This is a genomic window from Actinomadura rubrobrunea NBRC 15275 (assembly GCF_001552235.1).
Lineage (GTDB): Bacteria > Actinomycetota > Actinomycetes > Streptosporangiales > Streptosporangiaceae > Spirillospora > Spirillospora viridilutea.
The window spans coordinates 24,424-44,191 of sequence record NZ_BCQU01000028.1 but is presented as its reverse complement, the minus strand read 5'-3'; the positions used below and the strand labels follow the sequence as shown (position 1 = coordinate 44,191).

At 72.8% G+C, this 19,768-nt stretch carries 18 protein-coding genes, 1 pseudogene and 2 riboswitches; of the genes and pseudogenes, 6 read left to right on the top strand and 13 right to left on the bottom strand.

What is annotated here, in order from left to right; translation table 11 throughout:
• Nucleotides 1-125 precede the first annotated feature (125 nt).
• Nucleotides 126-743, top strand: a pseudogene (locus tag AR3_RS11465) (pyridoxal-phosphate dependent enzyme); the annotation flags it as partial.
• Between the two features lie 68 nt (nt 744-811).
• Here the strand turns inward: AR3_RS11465 and AR3_RS11460 are convergent.
• On the bottom strand, nt 812-2,104 hold the full coding sequence (locus AR3_RS11460; RefSeq protein WP_067912806.1) for a M50 family metallopeptidase: 1,293 nt from the start codon (nt 2,102-2,104) through the stop codon (nt 812-814).
• Nucleotides 2,105-2,593: 489 nt separating this feature from the next.
• Nucleotides 2,594-2,690, top strand: a riboswitch (glycine riboswitch).
• A gap of 1 nt (nt 2,691) precedes the next feature.
• Nucleotides 2,692-2,788, top strand: a riboswitch (glycine riboswitch).
• 75 nt (nt 2,789-2,863) lie between these two features.
• Here AR3_RS11460 and gcvT point away from each other — a divergent pair.
• The 5 genes from gcvT to AR3_RS11435 all read left to right on the top strand — a co-directional run bounded on the left by gcvT (nt 2,864) and on the right by AR3_RS11435 (nt 7,603).
• Complete coding sequence (gene gcvT / locus AR3_RS11455; RefSeq protein WP_067912803.1) at nt 2,864-3,943, top strand: glycine cleavage system aminomethyltransferase GcvT; 1,080 nt, start codon at nt 2,864-2,866, stop codon at nt 3,941-3,943.
• 20 nt (nt 3,944-3,963) lie between these two features.
• Nucleotides 3,964-4,353, top strand: a complete 390-nt coding sequence (gcvH, locus tag AR3_RS11450) for a glycine cleavage system protein GcvH (RefSeq protein WP_067912800.1) — start codon at nt 3,964-3,966, stop codon at nt 4,351-4,353.
• A 3-nt stretch (nt 4,354-4,356) separates the two neighbouring features.
• Nucleotides 4,357-5,613 (top strand): serine hydroxymethyltransferase, encoded by a 1,257-nt coding sequence (locus AR3_RS11445; RefSeq protein WP_067912797.1) that lies wholly within the window; start codon nt 4,357-4,359, stop codon nt 5,611-5,613.
• A gap of 46 nt (nt 5,614-5,659) precedes the next feature.
• Nucleotides 5,660-7,033, top strand: a complete 1,374-nt coding sequence (locus AR3_RS11440) for an L-serine ammonia-lyase (protein WP_067912792.1) — start codon at nt 5,660-5,662, stop codon at nt 7,031-7,033.
• Between the two features lie 99 nt (nt 7,034-7,132).
• Nucleotides 7,133-7,603: an ATP-binding protein gene (locus tag AR3_RS11435; protein ID WP_067912789.1), complete on the top strand. Its 471-nt coding sequence runs from the start codon at nt 7,133-7,135 to the stop codon at nt 7,601-7,603.
• Between the two features lie 70 nt (nt 7,604-7,673).
• Here the strand turns inward: AR3_RS11435 and AR3_RS11430 are convergent, their stop codons facing one another.
• The 12 genes from AR3_RS11430 to AR3_RS11375 form a co-directional block, all read right to left on the bottom strand.
• Nucleotides 7,674-8,114 carry a winged helix-turn-helix transcriptional regulator gene (locus AR3_RS11430; protein ID WP_067912787.1) on the bottom strand — a complete coding sequence of 147 codons (441 nt, stop codon included), beginning with the start codon at nt 8,112-8,114 and terminating at the stop codon, nt 7,674-7,676.
• Between the two features lie 115 nt (nt 8,115-8,229).
• The gene (locus AR3_RS11425) at nt 8,230-9,393 is read right to left on the bottom strand and encodes a thiolase family protein (RefSeq protein WP_067912782.1); all 1,164 of its coding nucleotides are present in this window, start codon (nt 9,391-9,393) and stop codon (nt 8,230-8,232) included.
• Between the two features lie 157 nt (nt 9,394-9,550).
• The gene (locus tag AR3_RS11420) at nt 9,551-10,945 is read right to left on the bottom strand and encodes an MFS transporter (protein ID WP_067912779.1); all 1,395 of its coding nucleotides are present in this window, start codon (nt 10,943-10,945) and stop codon (nt 9,551-9,553) included.
• A gap of 117 nt (nt 10,946-11,062) precedes the next feature.
• Entirely contained in the window at nt 11,063-11,965 is a 903-nt protein-coding gene (locus tag AR3_RS11415; protein ID WP_067912776.1) for an alpha/beta fold hydrolase, read from the bottom strand.
• Between the two features lie 82 nt (nt 11,966-12,047).
• Nucleotides 12,048-13,310 carry a cytochrome P450 gene (locus AR3_RS11410; protein WP_067912773.1) on the bottom strand — a complete coding sequence of 421 codons (1,263 nt, stop codon included), beginning with the start codon at nt 13,308-13,310 and terminating at the stop codon, nt 12,048-12,050.
• 9 nt (nt 13,311-13,319) lie between these two features.
• Complete coding sequence (locus AR3_RS11405; protein ID WP_067912771.1) at nt 13,320-13,523, bottom strand: rubredoxin; 204 nt, start codon at nt 13,521-13,523, stop codon at nt 13,320-13,322.
• Complete coding sequence (locus AR3_RS11400) at nt 13,520-14,392, bottom strand: alpha/beta fold hydrolase (protein WP_217998517.1); 873 nt, start codon at nt 14,390-14,392, stop codon at nt 13,520-13,522. The genes AR3_RS11405 and AR3_RS11400 overlap by 4 nt, the downstream gene beginning before the upstream one ends.
• 5 nt (nt 14,393-14,397) lie before the next feature.
• Nucleotides 14,398-15,519 carry a fatty acid desaturase gene (locus tag AR3_RS11395; RefSeq protein WP_067912889.1) on the bottom strand — a complete coding sequence of 374 codons (1,122 nt, stop codon included), beginning with the start codon at nt 15,517-15,519 and terminating at the stop codon, nt 14,398-14,400.
• Nucleotides 15,520-15,552: 33 nt separating this feature from the next.
• On the bottom strand, nt 15,553-15,849 hold the full coding sequence (locus AR3_RS11390; protein ID WP_067912886.1) for an acyl carrier protein: 297 nt from the start codon (nt 15,847-15,849) through the stop codon (nt 15,553-15,555).
• A gap of 5 nt (nt 15,850-15,854) precedes the next feature.
• On the bottom strand, nt 15,855-16,889 hold the full coding sequence (locus tag AR3_RS11385) for an acyl-CoA desaturase (protein ID WP_083951315.1): 1,035 nt from the start codon (nt 16,887-16,889) through the stop codon (nt 15,855-15,857).
• On the bottom strand, nt 16,886-17,848 hold the full coding sequence (locus tag AR3_RS11380) for an acyl-CoA desaturase (RefSeq protein ID WP_067912766.1): 963 nt from the start codon (nt 17,846-17,848) through the stop codon (nt 16,886-16,888). The genes AR3_RS11385 and AR3_RS11380 overlap by 4 nt, the downstream gene beginning before the upstream one ends.
• Nucleotides 17,845-19,632 carry a fatty acyl-AMP ligase gene (locus AR3_RS11375; protein ID WP_067912762.1) on the bottom strand — a complete coding sequence of 596 codons (1,788 nt, stop codon included), beginning with the start codon at nt 19,630-19,632 and terminating at the stop codon, nt 17,845-17,847. Before AR3_RS11375 ends, AR3_RS11380 begins: the two co-directional genes overlap by 4 nt.
• Between the last annotated feature and the right edge of the window lie 136 nt (nt 19,633-19,768).

The following is a 19,768-nucleotide window of genomic DNA, read 5'->3' as shown; positions in this document are numbered from 1 at the left end:
GTCGCGGTAGGTCCACCTGCCGCACCGGTCACAGAGGATCGCGCCGAGCCGACGCAGTAGGGACACCAGGTCGGTCATGGGCCTGTCCTTCCAGGTAGCGAGGTTTGGCTACTGCTTACTCTGCATACGCCGAGCGCGCCACCGACTGGCGCGGCAACAACAACATCGCCGAGTCGATCTTCGAGCAGATGCGGCTGGAGCGCTTCCCGGAGCCGACGTGGATCGTGGTGGGCGCGGGCACCGGCGGCACGTCGGCGACGATCGGCCGGTACGTCCGCTACCGCCGCTACCAGACCCGCGTCGCCGTCGTGGACCCGGAGGGGTCGGCCTTCTTCGGGGCGTTCCGCGACGAGGACCCCGCGCGCACGGCGGCCGGGTCGCGGATCGAGGGCATCGGACGGCCCCGCGTGGAGCCGTCGTTCCTGCCGACGGTGATCGACCGGATGGTCCACGTGCCGGACGCGGCGTCCATCGCCGCCATGCGCTGGACCGCCGAGGTCACCGGCCGCGGCGTCGGCGGCTCCACCGGCACCAACATGTGGGGCGCGGTCGAGCTGATCGCCGAGATGCTGGCGCGGGGCGAGCGCGGCAGCGTGGTCACGCTCATCTGCGACGGCGCCGAGCGGTACCGCGGGACCTACGGGTCGGACGCGTGGCTGGCCGAGCAGGGGCTGGACATCACGCCGTACCTGGAGGCGCTGCGCGCCTTCCACAAGACCGGCGAGCTGACCATGCCCCTGTGACCGGCCCCTGTGACCGACCCCTGTGACCGGCCGCCCTGCCCCGCCGTCGCGCCGGTCGGCGCGGCCGGTCAGCCGGAGAACCTGATCGGGTTGACCAGGTCGGCGTAGATCAGCAGACCGCCCATGATGATCAGCACGGCGGCCATCACGTAGGTCACCGGCAGCGCCTTGGCCACGTCCACGTAGCCGGGGTCGGGCCGCCCGAGCAGCCGGGCCACGCCCTTCTTGAGGGCCTCCAGCAGCGCCCCCGCCATGTGCCCGCCGTCCAGCGGAAGCAGCGGGATGAGGTTGAACAGCGCGACCGCCAGGTTCACCGAGCCGAGCAGGGCGATGAACATCGCCAGCTTCTCCACCACGGGGCTCTCCGAGGCGGCGATCTCCCCGCCCAGGCGGCTCACGCCGACCACGCCGATCGGCCCGTTGGGGTCGCGCTCCTCGCCGCCGAAGGCCGCGTTCCACACCCCGACCATCCGCTCGGGCAGCCGCAGCAGCGCCCCGGCGGTGTGCGCGGTCAGCTCGCCCATGTACTCGGCGACGGCGACCGGGCCCTGCCGCTCGCGCTCCTGCAGCGGGGTGATGCCGAGGAACCCGACGTTGACGATCTTGTCGGGGTCCTCGAGGTCGTACATCTGGTTGCGGGTGACGGCGATGTCCATGGAGACCGTGCGGCCGTCGCGTTCGACGACGACGGGCACGGTGCGGCCGCCGGAGTCCCGGATCAGCCTCTGCAGCTGCTCATAGGAGGAGATCTTCGTGCCGTCGTAGGAGACGAACCGGTCGCCGGCCCGCAGCCCGGCCTGCGCGGCGGGTGTGGGCGTGTAGTCGGCCGGGCACTCCTGGGCCTGCTGCCCGGCCGGGATGGCGCACTTGGCCACCGAGCCGATCACCGGCTGCGGGGTGGGCGTGCCGATGCCCATGAGCAGGATGGCGAAGAAGACCACGGCGAGGACCAGGTTCATGGCCGGCCCGGCGAACATGATGATGAGCTTCTGCCACCACTTCTTGGCGTAGAAGACGCGGTCCTCGTCGCCCGGCCGGACCTCTTCCAGGGCCGCGCCCCGGGCCGACTCGATGAGCCCCTGCCACGGGCCGGTGCTGATCCGGCGGACCTGGCCGGGCCGGTCGCCCTTGCGCGGCGGCAGCATGCCGATCATGCGGATGTAGCCGCCGAGCGGGATCCACTTGATGCCGTACTCGGTCTCCCCCTTGGTGCGCGACCACAGCGTGGGCCCGAAGCCCACCATGAACTGGGTGGTGCGCACGCCGAAGAGCTTGGCGAAGGAGAAGTGCCCGAGCTCGTGCAGCGCGATGGACGCCAGCAGGCCCAGAAAGAGGATCAGCACCCCCGTCAGCCAGTCCACCGTCGCATCCCTCCGTGATCTCCAGCAACCCGCTCAGGGTACGTCATGGGCAACGCATCCGACCGCGTACAAATGCACTTGAGCCAGTCCCTAATTCCCTTCGAACCCGTCCTCATTGCGGCGCGAACCGCCGCCGACAGCGGCGCCCGGCAAGTCGAAGCCTGCGTTCAGGCCGTACGCGGGACGCGACCGAAGCGTTCGGCGCGCCGCCGTGGCTCCGTCCGCGCGAATGCGGGGGGCGCACTGCTTCGCCTCGCGGCCCCGAGGCGGCCGCCGCCGCAGGGTCGGCCTCCTCCTGCCCGCCCCGCACGCTTTCACGGCGGGCACCCGGCGGCCGACAGGCCGGGCGACTGCCCCGGCCCTGCTCCCACGCTGGACGGCGCCGTCTCGGAGCCGTCTCGGCCGTCCGGCGCCAGGCGGCCGCGGCCTGCGGCACCGCTTCGGGTCTCCGCGAAAGGCGAGGCCGCTGCTACTCTGACCCTGCGCCGCTGATCCCGCGCGGGAGAGCGCCCTCGCAGCCGGCGGGGGCCGCCGAAGGAGCAAACCCTCCCCGGAACCTCTCAGGCCCCAGGACCGCGCGGACCAGGCGCCCTCTGGAAAGAGGGGACGCTCCCAGGTCCCCCGCCGAAGGTGAAAACCCCGCGAGGGGTGAAGCTCTCAGGCGCCGATGACAGAGGGGGAGGCACCGACCACGCCGGTGCGCCGGTGGGACGATGATGATGCGTCCCGACGCGCGCCCCGCGATGAAGGAGCCGACCCATGTCCAAGAAGACACCGCTGTACGACGTGCACGTCGAGCTCGGCGCCACGCTCGTCGACTTCGCGGGCTACCGGATGCCGCTGCGCTACCAGAGCGAGACCGCCGAGCACCGCGCGGTCCGCACCGCGGCGGGCCTGTTCGACCTGTCCCACATGGGGGAGATCTTCGTGTCCGGGCCGGGCGCGGCCGCCGCGCTCGACTACGCGCTGGTCGGCAACCTGTCCCCCATGGCCGTCGGCAAGGCGCGGTACACGATGATCTGCGCGCCCGACGGCGGCGTGCTGGACGACCTGATCGTCTACCGGCTGGCCGCGGAGACGTTCATGGTGGTCGCCAACGCCGCCAACGCCGCGACGGTCCACGGCGAGCTGGTCGAGCGCGCCGCCGGTTTCGAGGCGGCCGTGGAGGACCGGTCCGCCTCCTACGCCCTCATCGCGCTGCAGGGCCCCGACTCCCAGGACATCCTCTCCCGGTTCACCGAGGCTCCCCTGCCCGACCTGCGTTACTACGCCGTCATGGCGGGGGAGGTCGCCGGGGTGGACGCGCTCATCGCCCGCACGGGCTACACCGGCGAGGACGGGTTCGAGCTGTTCGTGTCCGTCGGCGACGCGGTGCCGCTGTGGAAGGAGCTGGCCGGAGTCGAGGGCGTGACGCCCGCCGGCCTGTCGGCCCGCGACACCCTCCGCCTGGAGGCGGGCATGCCGCTGTACGGCAACGAGCTCACCACCGAGACCACCCCCTACGAGGCGGGGCTCGGCCGCGTGGTGAAGCTCGACAAGAAAGTCGATTTCGTGGGCAAGGCGGCGCTGGCGGCACAGGCCCAGACCCCGCCAGGCCGTAGGCTCGTAGGACTGGTCGCGCACGGCCGCCGGGCGCCCCGCAAGGGGTATCCGGTCGTCGGCTCCGACGGCACGCCGTGCGGCGTCGTGACCAGCGGCGCTCCGTCGCCCACACTGGGCAGGCCGATCGCCATGGCGTACGTCGACAGCGGCGTCGCGGAGAGCGGGCTCGCCGTGGACGTCCGCGGCCGGCGCGAGCCGGTCGACGTCGTCGCCCTGCCGTTCTACAAGCGTTCCTGAAACACCTGGGAGAGACGAACGTGAGCGTTCCGGAACAGCTGCGGTACAGCGAGGAGCACGAGTGGGTGTCCGGCCTCGACAACGAGGACGGCATCGTCACCGTCGGCATCACCGCGCACGCAGCCGACGCCCTGGGCGAGATCGTCTTCATCGAGCTGCAGGCCGGCGAGGGCGACACCGTCGAGGCCGGGGAGCCGTGCGGCGAGGTCGAGTCGACCAAGTCGGTCAGCGACATCTACTCGCCGGTCAGCGGCGAGATCACCGCGGTCAACGCCGCGGTGATCGACGAGCCGAAGGTGATCAACGACGACCCGTACGGCGAGGGCTGGATCTTCAAGGTGCGGCTCAGCGAGGAGCCCGGCGATCTGCTGGACGCGACCGCCTACAGCAAGCTGATCGAGGAGAGCTGAACCGTGACCCTCAACGAGTCCCTGGCGGCCGTCGACCCGCAGGTCGCCGAGGCCGTCTCCGCCGAGCTGCGCCGCCAGCAGACCACGCTGGAGATGATCGCCTCGGAGAACTTCGCGCCGGTCGCCGTCCTGGAGGCGCAGGGCTCGGTGCTGACCAACAAGTACGCCGAGGGCTACCCGGGGCGGCGCTACTACGGCGGCTGCGAGCACGTCGACGTCACCGAGCAGCTGGCCATCGACCGGGCCAAGGAGCTGTTCGGCGCCGAGCACGCCAACGTCCAGCCGCATTCGGGCGCGCAGGCCAACACCGCGGTCTACTTCGCGCTGCTCCAGCCGGGGGACACGATCCTCGGGCTGGACCTCGCGCACGGCGGGCACCTCACCCACGGCATGCGCCTGAACTACTCCGGCAAGCTGCTCAACGTCGTCGCCTACCACGTGCGGCGCGAGGACGGCCGGGTCGACATGGAGGAGGTCGCCCGGCTGGCCGAGGAGCACCGCCCGAAGATGATCGTGGCGGGCTGGTCGGCGTACCCGCGGCACCTGGACTTCGCCGCGTTCCGCGAGATCGCCGACTCGGTGGGGGCGCTGCTCATGGTGGACATGGCGCACTTCGCGGGCCTGGTCGCGGCCGGGCTGCACCCCTCGCCCGTGCCGTACGCCGACGTGGTCACCACCACCACGCACAAGACCCTCGGCGGCCCCCGCGGCGGCCTCATCCTGGCCCGCGAGGAGTACGGCAAGAAGATCAACTCGGCGGTGTTCCCGGGCATGCAGGGCGGCCCGCTGGAGCACGTGATCGCGGCCAAGGCGGTCGCGTTGAAGATCGCCGCGTCGGAGGAGTTCCGGGAGCGGCAGGCGCGCACCCTGGAGGGCGCGCGCATCCTGGCGGAGCGGCTCATGGCCGAGGACGCGGCCAAGGCCGGGGTGAAGGTGCTCACCGGCGGCACCGACGTCCACCTCGTCCTGGTCGACCTGGTCGAGTCCGAGCTGACCGGCCGGGACGCCGAGGACCGGCTGCACGACATCGGGATCACCGTGAACCGCAACGCGGTGCCCGACGACCCGCGCCCGCCGATGGTCACCTCCGGCCTGCGGATCGGCACCCCCGCCCTGGCCACCCGCGGCTTCACCGCCGCGGACTTCACCGAGGTGGCCGACATCATCGCCCAGGCCCTGCAGCCGTCCTACGACCGGGCGGACCTGTCGGCCCGGGTGCGCGCCCTCGCCGAGGCGCACCCCCTGTACCCCACCCTCTAGAGCCTCCCGTGACCGGAGCGATCCTCCGGTCACGGAGGGAGCGGCGATGGCCATCAGCGTCTTCGACCTTTTCAAAATCGGAATCGGGCCGTCGAGCTCGCACACCGGCGGGCCGATGGCCGCCGCGCACCGCTTCGCCCGCGGCCTGGCCCGCGACGGCCTGCTGGAGAAGACGGCGTCCGTCCGGGCGGTCCTGTACGGGTCCCTCGGCCTGACCGGCAAGGGGCACGGCAGCGACAAGGCCGTCATCCTCGGGCTGGAAGGCGACACCCCCGAGCGCGTGGACGTCGACACCGTCGACTCCCGTCTGGCCGCGGTCCGCCGGAACGGCGCGCTGCGGCTGTTCGGGTCCCACGACGTCCCCTTCGTCGTCGGCGAGCATCTGGTCTTCGAGCGCACGCGGACGCTTCCCGGCCACCCCAACGGGATGCGCTTCACCGCGTTCGACGACTCCGGCAACGAGCTGCGGGACCGCGTCTACTACTCGGTGGGCGGGGGCTTCGTCGTCGACGAGGACGAGGCGGGCGCCGACCGCATCACGCGGGACGACACCGCCCTGCCGTACCCGTTCTCGTCCGCCGCCGAGCTGCTCGCCCTCTGCCGCGACACGGGCCTGTCCATTCCGGCCCTGATGATGGAGAACGAGAAGGCGTTCGGCCGCACCGAGGACGAGATCCGCGCGGGCCTGCTGCGCCTGTGGGGGGTCATGCGCGCCTGCGTGGAACGCGGCTGCACGCGCGAGGGGAACCTGCCGGGCGGTCTGAAGGTCCGCCGCCGCGCGCCGCACCTGCACCGGCAGCTGCTGGCCGAAAAGCCCGCCGACCCGCTGCACGCGATGGACTGGGTGACGCTGTTCGCCCTGGCGGTGAACGAGGAGAACGCCGCCGGCGGGCGCATCGTCACCGCCCCCACCAACGGCGCCGCGGGCATCATCCCCGCCGTGCTGCACTACTACGACCGCTTCGTGCCGGGCGCCGACGACACCGGCGTGGTGCGGTTCCTGCTCACCTCCGGCGCGATCGGCGTCCTGTTCAAGCAGAACGCCTCCATCTCCGGCGCCGAGGTGGGCTGCCAGGGGGAGGTCGGCTCGGCGTGCTCGATGGCCGCCGCCGGACTGGCCGAGGTCCTCGGCGGCACCCCCGAGCAGGTGGAGAACGCCGCCGAGATCGGCATCGAGCACAACCTCGGCCTGACCTGCGACCCGATCGGCGGCCTCGTCCAGATCCCCTGCATCGAGCGCAACGCCGTCGGCGCCACCAAGGCCATCAGCGCCGCCCGCATCTCGCTGCGCGGCGACGGCCGGCACTTCGTCTCCCTCGACAAGGCCATCGCGACCATGCGCGACACCGGTCGCGACATGCTCGACAAGTACAAGGAGACCTCGCGCGGCGGCCTCGCCGTCAACGTGATCGAGTGCTGACGTCCGCCGCAAACACAATGAACACAACCGTGACGGCCCTCACAAAGGGCTCCATAGTCGCCTTCGAGGCGAACCATCCACCGACCGGGGCCGACGACGATGACGAGCGGGAGCGACGAGGCGGGGTGCCTGTGCGCCCTGGCGCTGACGGCCTGTCCCGCGGCCGTGCGCGAGGGGCGGAAGCTGGTCGGTGAGCTGCTGGAGCGGCACGCGCCGGCGGAGCTGGCCGACGACGCGATGCTCGTCGCCTCCGAGCTGATCGGCAACGCCGTCCGCGTCGGCGGCAGGATCGTGCTGTCCGTCCACGTGGAGGCGGACCGCCGGGTGACGGTGCGGGTCTGGGATCGCAGCCCGGTCGAGCCCGTGCCCGGTGCGCCCGGGGCCCTGGACGAGCACGGACGCGGCCTGCTCATCGTCCAGTCCCTCTCCGAGGACTGGGGATGGACTCCTCACCCTCTCGGCGGCAAGACCGTCTGGGCCGCGCTCACCGTCCGGCAGCGCCGCGACGCGTCGCCGGACGACGTCACCGTGCAACCGTCGCTCGATGCCGTCTCGGCCGTTTCGGTGTGACCCGCGGGCGATGCCGCGCGCATGACCGCTCGCGGCGTCCGCGTCCCCGCCCGCCGGGCGGGGCGGACGGTCAGGTGCGCGCGCCGCGGCCGGTCGGGGTCGCCCCCTCCCGCGCCGGACGGCCGCAGGAGCCGCAGACCACCTCGGGCTGCAGATGCTCCCCGCAGGTGTGGATCCACCGCACGGGCGGGTCGTCGGGGTGCAGGTGCCGGTCGCCCCACCGCATCAGCAGGGCCAGCACGTCGCTCAGCTCCCAGCCCGCCTGGGTGAGGTGGTATTCGTAGCGGGCCGGACGCTCGCTGTAGAGCTCGCGCCGAAGGATGCCGGCGGCTTCGAGCTTGCGCAGCCGCGCCGTGAGGATGTCCCGCGGAGCGCCCGTGTTGCGGGCGATGCCGTCGAACCGGCGGACGCCGTAGATCAGCTCCCGGATGACGAGCAGACTCCAGCGTTCGCCGACGATCTGGAGGGTGTCGGCGATGGAGCACTCGCGCGGGTCGGCGTTCTTCGGCATGCCCCCAGCATACGTCCGTTGGTTTTTCCGACGCCCTCGCTCGCGTGACGCGGCCGGGACAGGGGACCGGGTCGGCCCGGGCTCCATCGCCCGGTCCCCCGGCGGCGGACGGCGGTCAGAGGCGCTCGATGATGGTGGCGTTGGCCAGGCCGCCGGCCTCGCACATGGTCTGCAGGCCGAAGCGGGCCCCGCGGTCCTCCAGGGCGTGCAGGAGGGTGGTCATGATGCGCGCGCCGCTGGCGCCCAGCGGGTGGCCGATGGCGATCGCGCCGCCCCGCACGTTCAGCTTCTTCGGGTCGACGCCGGTTTCGCGCCGCCACGCCAGCACGACCGAGGAGAACGCCTCGTTGACCTCGAACAGGTCGATGTCGTCCAGCGTCAGCCCGGCGCGCTTGAGCACCTTCTCGGTCGCCGGGATGACGGCGGTGAGCATCATCAGCGGGTCGTCCCCGGCCACCGCGAAGCTGTGGAACCGGGCGCGCGGCCGCAGTCCGAGCCGCTCGGCGGCGTCCCCGCTCATGATCAGCAGGGCGGCCGCGCCGTCGTTGATCGGGGAGGTGTTGCCCGCCGTGACCTGCCACCCGATCTCGGGGAACCGCTCCTCGTAGACGGGGTCGTAGTAGGCGGGCTTGAGCCCGGCGAGCGCCTCCATGGAGGTGGTGGGGCGGATGGTCTCGTCCCGCTGCCCGGTCCAGGCGACCTCGCGGTCGAACTCGCCGCCCTCCCAGGCGGCGTGCGCGCGCATGTGCGACTCGTAGGCGAAGGCGTCGAGCTCCTCGCGCGACAGCTTCCACTTGGCGGCGATCCGTTCGGCGGCGATGCCCTGCCCGATCAGCCCGCCGGGGTAGCGCTCGGGCAGAAGGGTGCCGAAGGGGTCGCTGCCGGGCAGCACGTTGGATCCCATCGGGACGCGCGACATCGACTCGACGCCGCAGGCGATCGCGATGTCGTACGCGCCGCTGATCACTCCCTGCGCGACGAAGTGCGCGGCCTGCTGCGACGAGCCGCACTGGCGGTCCACGGTGGTGGCCGGCACGCTCTCGGGGAACCCCGCGGCGAGCACGGCCGAGCGGGTGATGTTGAGCGCCTGGTCCCCCGCCTGGGTGACCACGCCGCCCACCACGTCGTCGATCTCGGCCGGGTCGACGCCCGCCCGCTCCACCAGAATCTTGAGGGTCTTGGCCAGCAGGTCCACCGGGTGTTCGGAGTGCAGCCGCCCGCCCGGCTTGCCCTTGCCGATCGGCGTGCGCACCGCCTCCACGATCACTGCGTCCCGCATCTCGATCTCCTTGTGACGGCTCGGGACTCCAACGAACCGAATTGCGTTCGATTCCCACTATCCGCACGTTAGTTGGAAAACACAACCCACTCCCCGCGTGGCCGCCGTCACACGGCGCGGCGCCGGGGCGGGCGCGGCGCCGCGCCGCTCGGTCGCTTCAGGAACGTCGGGCGCGCGGGACCGCCAGGCACGCCGACGCGGCCGCCGCGGCGGCGATCACGGTGGCCAGCCAGCCGGCGTCGAACGCGCTCCGGACGTCGTCGCGCGCGCCCAGCACCGCCACGAGCATCGCGACGCCGAGCACGGTCCCGACCTGGCGGGCCATGGTGACCACCGCGGACCCGGTGGAGAAGTTCTGCGGCGGCACCGCCGACACGGCGGCTCCGATCAGCGTGGGCAGGGTCAGTCCGACGCCCACGCCGGTCAGCAGCATTCCGGGCAGCATGCCGGCGGCGTAGCCGTCCTCCATGCGCCACATCCACCAGCCGATGCCCGCCGCGAACACGGCGCAGCCGAGGAACGACAGCGGCCCCGCGCCCAGCCGGCGGGCCAGCGGCGCGGCGCCCACCGCGAGCCCGGGCACCATCAGCGGGCCGGGGGCGATCGCCAGCCCGGTGCGCAGCGCCGACCACTGCCACACCTGCTGGCACCACAGCACCGCCGACAGCAGCATGGCGCCGAACGCCACCGCGAACAGGATGTTGGCCGCCGTGGCGGGGCTGAACGCGGGCAGCCGCAGCAGCGCGGGCGGGACCAGCGGCGACGGGTGCCGCGCCGACTGCCACGCCAACAGCGCGAGCAGCACCGCGCCGACCGCGATCGAGCCCGCCGCCCGCGGCGACGTCCAGCCCCAGTCCTCGCTCTTGACCACGCCGAGGGCGATCGCGGCGACGCCGGCCGTGAGCAGCGCCGCGCCCAGCAGGTCCGGCCGCGACCGGTCCGTCCGGGCGGGCGGACGCGGCAGCAGCGACAGGCCCGCCGCCAGCGCGGCGACGCCGATCGGCACGTTCACCAGGAAGGCCCAGCGCCAGTCGGACTGGGCGAGCAGGCCGCCCGCGACCGGCCCGAGCGCCGCGGCCAGACCGCTGATCGCCGTCCAGCCGCGCACCGCGGCCAGCCGCCGCTCCGGCGGCGCCGCGGCCAGCAGCAGCCCCAGCGAGGACGGGATGAGCGTCGCCGCGCCGGCCGCCTGGACGACCCGCGCCGCCACCAGAGTCCAGACGCCCGGCGCGACGGCGCAGGCCACCGAGGCCGCCGTGAACACGGCCAGGCCGAGCAGATAGGCGCGGCGCGCCCCGGTCCGGTCGGCGAACCCGCCGGCCGGGACCATCAACGCGGCGAACACCACCGCGTAGGCGTTGAGCACCCAGGACAGCTCGGACAGCGACGCCCCGGCGTACTGCTCGCCGATCTGCGGCAGGGCCACGTTCACGATGAACATGTCGAGGTTGGACATCGCCACCCCGGCGGCGACGACGGCGAAGACGGGGCCCAGCCGGGCTTTGGGCGCCGCCGTCGCGGCGCCGGCGGGCCGGGTGGTCGGACTGCTCACGGGCGTTCCTCCGGATCGCGTTCGGGACCGGGAGAGTTTGTTTTTCCAACCCTCCCGGTCCCGAACGTAGCAGCCGTGTTTTTCACGGCACAACCGGTGGCCCGTGTGGACGAGGTCTCAGCCGAAGAAGTCCACGAAGGCGTCGACGACCGCCTGCGGCTGCTCCTCCACCAGGTAGTTGCGCGTGTTCGCGACCTCCACCACGCGCACGTCCTCCGCCTGCTGGGGCAGCACCTTGCTCATGTACTCGTAGAACGGCCCGTACGCCAGCCCCAGCACCGGAACGGTCAGCCGACCGTAGGAGGCGAAGTCCGCGATGTCCTTCTGGTACGCCTGGAACCATCCCTGGCACGCGCGGATCGCCTCGGGCGAGTCGTAGGCGCGCGCGTACACCTCCCGGTCCCGGTCGGTGACGGCCCGCGGGTCGGTCAGGCTGAGCCCGAACATGTAGTCGATCATCAGCCGGTACCGCCCGGCCAGCAGCTTCACCGGGAAGTCCGGGACGATGTTGAACGCCAGCCACCAGCGGTGCGGCGGCGGCTCGTCCGGCGGCGGCATGATCCGGAAGTCGTAGTAGCTCTCGTCGATGTGCGTGGTGTTGAGCAGCGCCAGCCGGCGGGTCGCCTCCGGATGGTTGGCCGCGTGCGCGAACGCCACCATGGAGCCGATGCCGTGCCCGGCGATGTTGATCCGCTCGTGGCCGAGCCGCCGGGCGAGGGCGCGGATGTCGGCCGCCATGGTCTTCTTGTCGAACCCGCCCGCCGGCTTGGACGACCCGCCCATGCCGCGCAGGTCCACCGCGATCACCCGGTACCGCTCGGCGAGCGCGGGCATCACCTTGCGGTACTCCCACCACGTCTCCGGCCAGCCGGGCACCAGCACCAGCGGCTCGCCCGCGCCGCCGGCCACGTAGTGGAGGCGGACGCCGTTCACCTCGGCGTGCCGGCTCTCGAAGTCGCCCAGGGAGGCCGCCAGCTCCGGGTCGCTCAGCCCGTCGGCCGCGCCGTCGGTCGCGCTCATCGCCGTCGTGTCCCCTTCCGTGCTCGTCGCGTGCTCGTCGCGTGCTGGGTCGTCGCTTCCGGTCCGCGGCGGTCGCCGGCGTTCACTTCGTGACGACCGGCAGGGTCGCGTGCCCCCGCTGCACGAGCTGGTCGCGGAAGGTCGGACGGTCCGCGAGCCTCATGCGGGGGAACCGGCGCAGCAGCCGCGGCACCACCGTCCGCGCCTCCATCCGGGCCAGCGGCGCGCCCAGGCAGAAGTGCGCCCCGCCGCTGAGCGTGAGCGGCTGGTTGTCGGGCCGGGTCGGGTCGAACACGTCCGGCCGGTCGAAACGGCGCGGGTCGCGGTTCCCCGCGGCGATGAGCAGCGTCACCGGCGTCCCCCCGGCGATGTGCTCGCCGAAGAACCGCATGTCCCGCGCCGCCACCCGGTTGAGCGCCTGCACCGCGGGGTCGTACCGCAGCGTCTCCTCCACGAACCCTTCCGCGAACGGCGAGTCCGGCTCGTCGCGCAGCCGCTCGGCGTGCTCGGGGTGCTCCAGGGCCAGCCGCACCATGTTGCTGAGCAGGTCCTGCGGCGCCTCCGCCGCCGCCACGATCAGCAGCATCAGGTTGGCGATCAGCTCCTGCTCCGACAGCTCCCCGCTGTCGTCGCTGGCCTTGATGAACGCGCTGGTCAGGTCGGATCCGGGACGGGCGCGCCGCGCCCGGACCAGCTCGGTGGTCCAGTCGGCCAGCCGGTCCATGCCGGAGTCGCCGCGCTCCAGTTCGGACAGGTCGCCGATCGGGTCGAGCGCGGTGGTGATGTCGCCGATGATCCCGCGCATCCCGGCCCGCTCCTCCGGGGGGATGCCGAGCAGCTCGCCGATCACCGAGATCGCGAAGCGGTAGGAGAACTCCGGCACCAGGTCCACGACCGCGCAGCCCGCGCCCAGCACCGCGACGTGCTCGACGACCTCGTCGGCGACCCGTTCCACCAACGGCTGCCATGCCGCCACGCTGCGCGCGGAGAAAGCGCTGCCGAAGAAGCGGCGATAGCGCTCATGGTTCGGGTCGTTGGAGAACAGCATGTTGCGGGTGAGCCACCGCCACGACGAGTGGTCGCGCCACCCGGGCATCCTGGCGTCCTGGACGGCGGCGTCGGTGGACAGCAGGTCGGGCTCGCGCAGCGCCCGCGCGCATTCGGCGTAGCCGGTGACGACGACGTGCGCGCCGCCCAGGCTCACCACCGCGCCGTGCGCGCGCATCTTCTCGTACAACGGGTAGGGGTCGCGCTTGCCCTCGGGGGTCAGCAGCCGCAGCATCACCTCGACCGGATCGGCCAGCGTCCCGGCCGACGTCCCGGCCGACGTCGTGGTCGTCGTCATGTTCGCTCCTCAGGACAGGGGGGCCATCACGAAGTCGTCCTTGCTCACGCCGCAGTCCGGGCAGACCCAGTCGTCGGGGATGTCGTCCCACGCGGTGCCCGGCGGGATGCCCTCCTCGGGCAGGCCCTCGTCCTCGTAGTAGACGAAGCCGCACACCAGGCACATCCAGGCCTTGCCCTTGACGGCGCCTTCGGCGACGCCCGGTGTCGTCATGTCATCGCCTCCTCTCCCGCGCCCGCGTGGCGCACGATGAAGTCGCAGACCAGCTCCCGGACGGCGGGGGCCATGAGGATCCCGTAGTGGCCCGTCCCGGCGACCGGCTCCAGCCGGACGTCGCGCAGCCCGGTCACGACCCGCTGCGTCTCCGCGAACGGCACCACGTCGTCGTCCGGGTCGTGCATCGCCAGGACCGGCAGTCTCAGGTCCCGGCCCAGCCCGACGACGTCCCAGTGCGCCACCGGCACGCCGTTGCGCTTCCACAGCTCGGCATAGATCCGCTCCACCAGGGGCCGGCGCAGCCGCAGCTCCGACCGCGACCAGCGCTCCAGGACCCCGGTCAGCGTGCAGGCCGGAGCGATCATGGCCAGGCACGCCACGTCCGCCCCGCCGCGCTCGGCGACCGCGCCGGTGGCGGCGATCGCGCCGAGCGAGTGCGCGACCACCGCCCGGACGCCGCCGTGGTCCTCCAGCGCGTCCAGCACCGCCCCGGTCGCCCGCGTGAACTGGGTCATCGTGGCCTGCGCCCCCGGGTTCACGCCGTGCCCGGGCGCGTCGAACGCCGCGACCCGGTAGCCCAGCGCGCGCAGCGGCGCGACCAGGGGGTGCATGCTGCCGCTGTCGATGCCCCAGCCGTGGACGAGCAGGACGACGGGGCCCGTGTCGCCCCACAGGTAGCCGCCGCGGACGTCGGGGTCGCCGTCCACGGGGAACCGCCGCGCGCCCAGCGGCACCACGTCGTCGGGGCGGACGCCCAGCGCGCGGGTGTCGCTGAACACGTCGGTGGCCCGCCGCCCGGCGGCGCCGGGCGCGAGCGCGCCCAGCACCGCGTAGCCCAACCGCCGCACCGGCAGCGGGATCCGCACCGCCGTCACGACGCCGCCCGCAGCGGCTCCGCCCGGCGCTCGCGTCCGCCGTCGGCCGTGGGCGGCACCTGCCCCCGGGAGAAGTCGGTGTAGAACCCGGACTCGGTGTCGTAGAAGTGCAGCCGCCGGATGATCGTCCACAGGTGCGACAGCTTCAGGTCGCGCTCGCGGACCATGCCGGGATAGGCGCGCTTGAGCGCCTCCTGCGCCTTGGGCAGGTTGTAGAAGGGGATCGGCGGTGCGACGTGGTGGGCGGTGTGCACCGAGATGTTGTGCGTCAGGAACAGCAGCCAGCGCGGATAGCGGTAGTCGGTGGTCAGCAGCAGCCGTCCCGCGTTCTTGGTCCAGTGCTCAGAGGTCAGGAACGGGACGTCGGCGGCGCTGTGGTGCATCAGCGTGGTGGCGCTGAACCAGGCGTGCGTGGCCAGCCACGGCCCGACGAAGTACAGCAGCAGCCCCTTGACACCGGTGAAATACACCAGCGGCGGGAAGTACAGCGCGCTCGCCGCCAGCACGAACCAGATGGAGCGCCGCACGTCCCGGCGCATCTCCCGCTTGGGGAAGAACGACGGCCGGAAGCCCGACACCCGCCAGTAGTTGATCGTCCCGCCCCAGAACGCCCAGGTGCGGGTGGCGTGGTAGACGAACTTGTCCCACCAGGGCATCCGGTCGTACATCGCCGCCGGCAGCGGCTTCCAGTCGGTGTCCAGCTCCAGGTTGTTGGTGTGCGCGTGGTGCATGTTGTGGACGTGCCGCCACGCGTGGAACGGATAGATCAGCGGCAGCAGCGCGATGTGCCCGATCGCGACGTTGAACCGGCGCGACCGGGAGAAGGATCCGTGCCCGCAGTCATGGGCGATGCAGTGCAGGCCCCAGCCGCCGAGACCCGCCACGACCAGCAGCGGGATCCACAGCAGCCAGTGCGGCGAGAACGCCATGGCGACGATCGCGCCGAGGTAGAGGGCCCAGCTCACCGCGAACCCCAGCAGCCCGCGCCAGGGCCGGGGCTCGAAGTACTCGCGCGGGATCGCCGCCGCCAGTTTCTCGTCCTTGATCTGCGCGGACCGGCGCATGAACTCCACGAAGGGATCCCCCGGCGCGGTCGGATAGCTGAACGATGCGGCCATGGTCACCTGTCCCTCGAACGGTCCGGTGGGTGCTCAGACCCGGTCGGCGAGCCGCAGTTCGGCGGCCAGATGGGCGGTCAGCGCGTCGATGGTGGGGTGCTCGTACAGCAGGCCGGGCGACAGCCGCCGCTCGACGATCTTTTCGAGGGCACCGGAGACCTGCACCGCCACCCGCGAGTCCAGGCCGTAGGACTCGAAGGTGCGGCCGGTGTCGACCTCGGCGACCGGGATGCCCACCCGGTCGGCCAGGTGCTCGGTCAGCCAGCGCCGCAGGTTCTCGGCGGTCAGCGGCCCTTCGAACTCCCGCGTCCTCTTCTTGCGCTTGAACATCGTGGTCACACTCCGCTGCTCGATCGGGTCGTGGCGGTACGGGCGGGGCCGGCGGCGGCCGATGCGGCACGGGTCCGGGCGGTACCGCCGGCCCGGGCGGCGCGGCCGGCGGCGCGCCGCTTGGCGATCGTCGCGGCGTCGGGTTGGCGCAGGTCCCACACCACGCGCGCCCGGCCGAGCGCCGTGAGCAGCCAGCCGCTCAGGTCGGGCTCCCAGCGGCGCACCGCGTGCCTGTAGGAGCCGGGGAAGGCGTGGTGGTTGTTCTGCAGTCCCTCGCCGAAGGTGAAGATCGCCACCGGCCAGTTGTTGGCGCTGCGGTCGCCGTTGTCGAACGGCCGTCCGCCGATCATGTGGCTGAGCGAGCCGACGCACCAGGCGGCCTGGTTGGCCAGGAACATCCGGGCGAGCCCGCCGAACAGGAACCCGGTGAGCGCGGCCGTCGCGGTGCCCTCGACCGCGAACCCGATCAGCGCCGGGAGCGCCAGCCCGGCCGCCACCCACAGCTGGTAGGTGCGGTGGTAGAAGAACAGCCGCCGGTCGCGCAGGATGTCCGGCGCCCAGAAGCTCCAGCTGGAGTTCTCGTCGCTGAGCATCCACGGCATGTGCGCGTACCACAGCCCGCGCAGCTTGCCGCGCAGCCCGGGGCCGGCCAGGTTGGGCGAGTGCGGGTCGCCGTCGTGGTCGCTGAAGCGGTGGTGGCGGCGGTGCGTGGTGACCCAGTCCATGATCGGCCCCTGGCCGCCCATCGATCCGGCGATCAGCAGCACGCCCTCGAAGAACCGCGACGTCTTGAACGACTTGTGCGCCAGGTAGCGATGGAAACCGATGGTGATGCCGGCCATGTGCACGAAGTACATGGCGGCGAACAGCCACAGGTCGGTCGCGGTGTAGACCCCCTGCCACAGGCACCAGGCGGCGGCGACGGTGCCGAGCCCGGGGACGGCCATCATCGTGAACGCGATGGTCCGCTTCGTCCGGGCGCTGGCGGGGTCCAGTTTGACGATCGCCGCCTCGGGAGGCGTCATCGTCGCGGTCGTCATGGTTGCCTCCTTCGGTGTTCCCGGTTGCTCCGCCCGGCGGCCCTGCGGTGGGCGCCGGACGACTTGGGGTAGCGGACGTCGTGGATCAGCCCCAGCCGGTCCAGCAGGGTGATGAACATCCCGGTGAGATCGATCTGCCAGAAGGCGTGCCGGTTGTGCGCCAGCGACGGCCGGGCGTGGTGGTTGTTGTGCCAGGAGCCGCCGACCGAGAACGGCGCCATCGCCGCGACGTTGCGGCTGTTGTCGCGGGTCTTGTAGGGCCGGCTGCCCAGGGTGTGGCCGATGGAGTTGACCCCCCACGTCACCTGGTCGAGCAGGAAGATCCGGGCCAGCCCGCCCCACAGCAGGCCGCTGACGGCGCCGCCGACGCTCCAGGTCAGCAGGCCGCCGAGGGCGGCGGGCAGCGCCAGCCCCAGCAGCACCCAGACGAAGTACAGCTCGTTCACCCGCATCACGGTGCGGTCGGCGAGCAGGTCCGGGACGTGCTTGCTCCAGTTGTCCCGGCGCACGGTGAACAGCCAGCCGACGTGGCCGTGCCACAGCCCGCGCACCCGCGCCAGCGGTCCGGTGCCGATCGGCCGGGGCGAATGGGGGTCGCGATCGGTGTCCGTGAAAGCGTGGTGGATGCGGTGCGTCGCCACCCAGAACACGATCGGCCCCTGGGCCGCCATGCTCCCCGCCACGCCCCACAGCGCGGTGACCACGCGGCCGGCGGAGAACGCCCGGTGCGAGAAGAAGCGGTGCATCCCGCCTTCGACGCCGAACGCGGTCACCAGGTACATCACGGCCAGCAGCAGCCCGTCGACGACGGTGAAGCCGTACCGCCACGCGTAGGCGACGGCGGCGACGAAACCGGCCGCCGGCACGCACACGGTGACGTACGCCAGTCGCCGCGCGGCCCTGTCGGTGTCGCCGCCCGTCGCGGCGGCCGCCGCGGACCCGGTCAGTTCGACGGTCATGCGGGCACCCCCCGCGCGGCCGCGAGGACGTCCCCGGCGACGGGGAGCGTGCGCAGCTCGCCCTTTTCGAACGCCTCCCGGGCAGCGCTCCGCCGCACCTTGCCGCTGGTGGTGGTCGGCACCGTGCCGGGCGGGCCGAGGTGCACCTCGGCGGGGCGGACGGCGTGGTCGGCGGCGACCGCCGCCACCACCGCGTCGCGCAGCTCCGCCAGTTCCCGGTTGGCGCGCGCCCGCGCGTCCCGCAGCTCGGCGACGACCACCAGTTCCTCCGCCCGCCCCCGCGGCCGGACGGCGAACGCGGCGGCGCGGCGCAGCTCGGGCCGCGCGGCGAGCACCGACACCTCGATGTCCTGCGGATACAGGTTGCGTCCCGCGACGATGACGACGTCCTTGAGCCGCCCGGTGACGTACAGCTCCCCGCCGTCCACGAACCCCGCGTCGCCCGTGCGCAGATACGTCCGGTCGGAGGGCGCCCCGTCGGCGGGGGCGTCGGCGCCGTCGGCGGCCGGCCGGGCGGCGAACAGCTCGGCGCTGAGGTCGGGGCGGCCGTGGTACCCGCGGGCGACGCTCGGGCCGCGCACCCAGATCTCGCCGACCGTGCCGGGAGGGACGGGACGGCGGGTGTCCGGGTCGACGATCAGCACCTCGTGCCCGTGCGCGACCGCGCCGCAGCTGACGAGTTCGGCGGCCGCGGCGGCCGGGTCGTGCGCCCCGGCCGGGCGGACGCGTCCCCGCTCCAGCGCGGCCCGGTCCACCCGCAGGGTGCGCATCGACGTCCCGTCGGGCTTGCCGGCCACGAAGAGGGTCGCCTCGGCCAGGCCGTAGCAGGGGATGAGCGCCTCGGGCCGGTACCCGTACGGCGCGAACCGTTCGGTGAACCTCTTCATCGTGGTGGCCAGCACCGGCTCGGCCCCGCAGTACAGCTGGCGCAGGGAGCCGAGGTCCAGCCCGTCGAGGTCGTCCTCGTCGACGGAGTCCACGCACATGTCGAACGCGAAGTTCGGGGCGACCGAGATGGTGACCCCGTACTCGCCGATGGCGCGCAGCCACCGGGCCGGGCGCTGCACGAAGTGCACCGGGGAGAACATGATCAGCGGCCAGCCGCCGTGCAGCGCCAGCATGATCGTCCCCATCAGCCCCATGTCGTGGTACGGCGGCAGCCAGGACAGGCCGACGCGGCCGGGGTCCACGCCCATGTGGTGCTGGAGCGCCACGCAGTTGGCCACCAGGTTGTCATGGTCGAGCACGATCCCCTTGGGGTCGCCGGTGGACCCCGAGGTGTACTGCAGCAGCGCCGGGTCGGCGGCGCGCGGCCGGTACCGGGGCGGATCGGCGTGCCGGGCGAAGAACTCCTCGTCCACGGTCAGCCACCGGACGCCGCGCAGCGCGGGCGGGAGCCGGTCCGCGAGTTCGGCGACCCGCTGCGCCGCCCAGCTCGACAGTAGCACCGCGCTCGGCGCGCAGTCGGCGAGGATGCCGAGGAACCGCGCGGTCGCGCGCCGTCCGACCGGCGGGAACGAGGGCACCGCGGTGGCCCCCGCGGCGAGCACGCCGTACAGCGCGGCCACGTAGTCGAGGCCGGGATCCACCGCCAGGACGACCCGCCGCCCGGCCGCGCCGTCCAGTTCGGCGGCCACCACGGCGGCCCGGTCGGCCACGTCCCGGTAAGTGTGGTCGACGGCGGTCGCGGGCGTCCCGTCGGCGAGAAAGCGATAAGCCGTGGCCGTGGGCTGTTCCTGCGCCCGCCGCCAGAGGACGTCGGTCAGGGGGATCGTGGATTTCACCGTGCACCACCCTTGGTGATCTCTTCGGTCACCACCACAGCCGCCGACGTTCGCACACGGAAATTCAGCAGGTCAACGCCGGGAATTGCGGTTCGCCGCCATCGTGTTCCGCGGACACAACGAGCGGCGCCCGGGC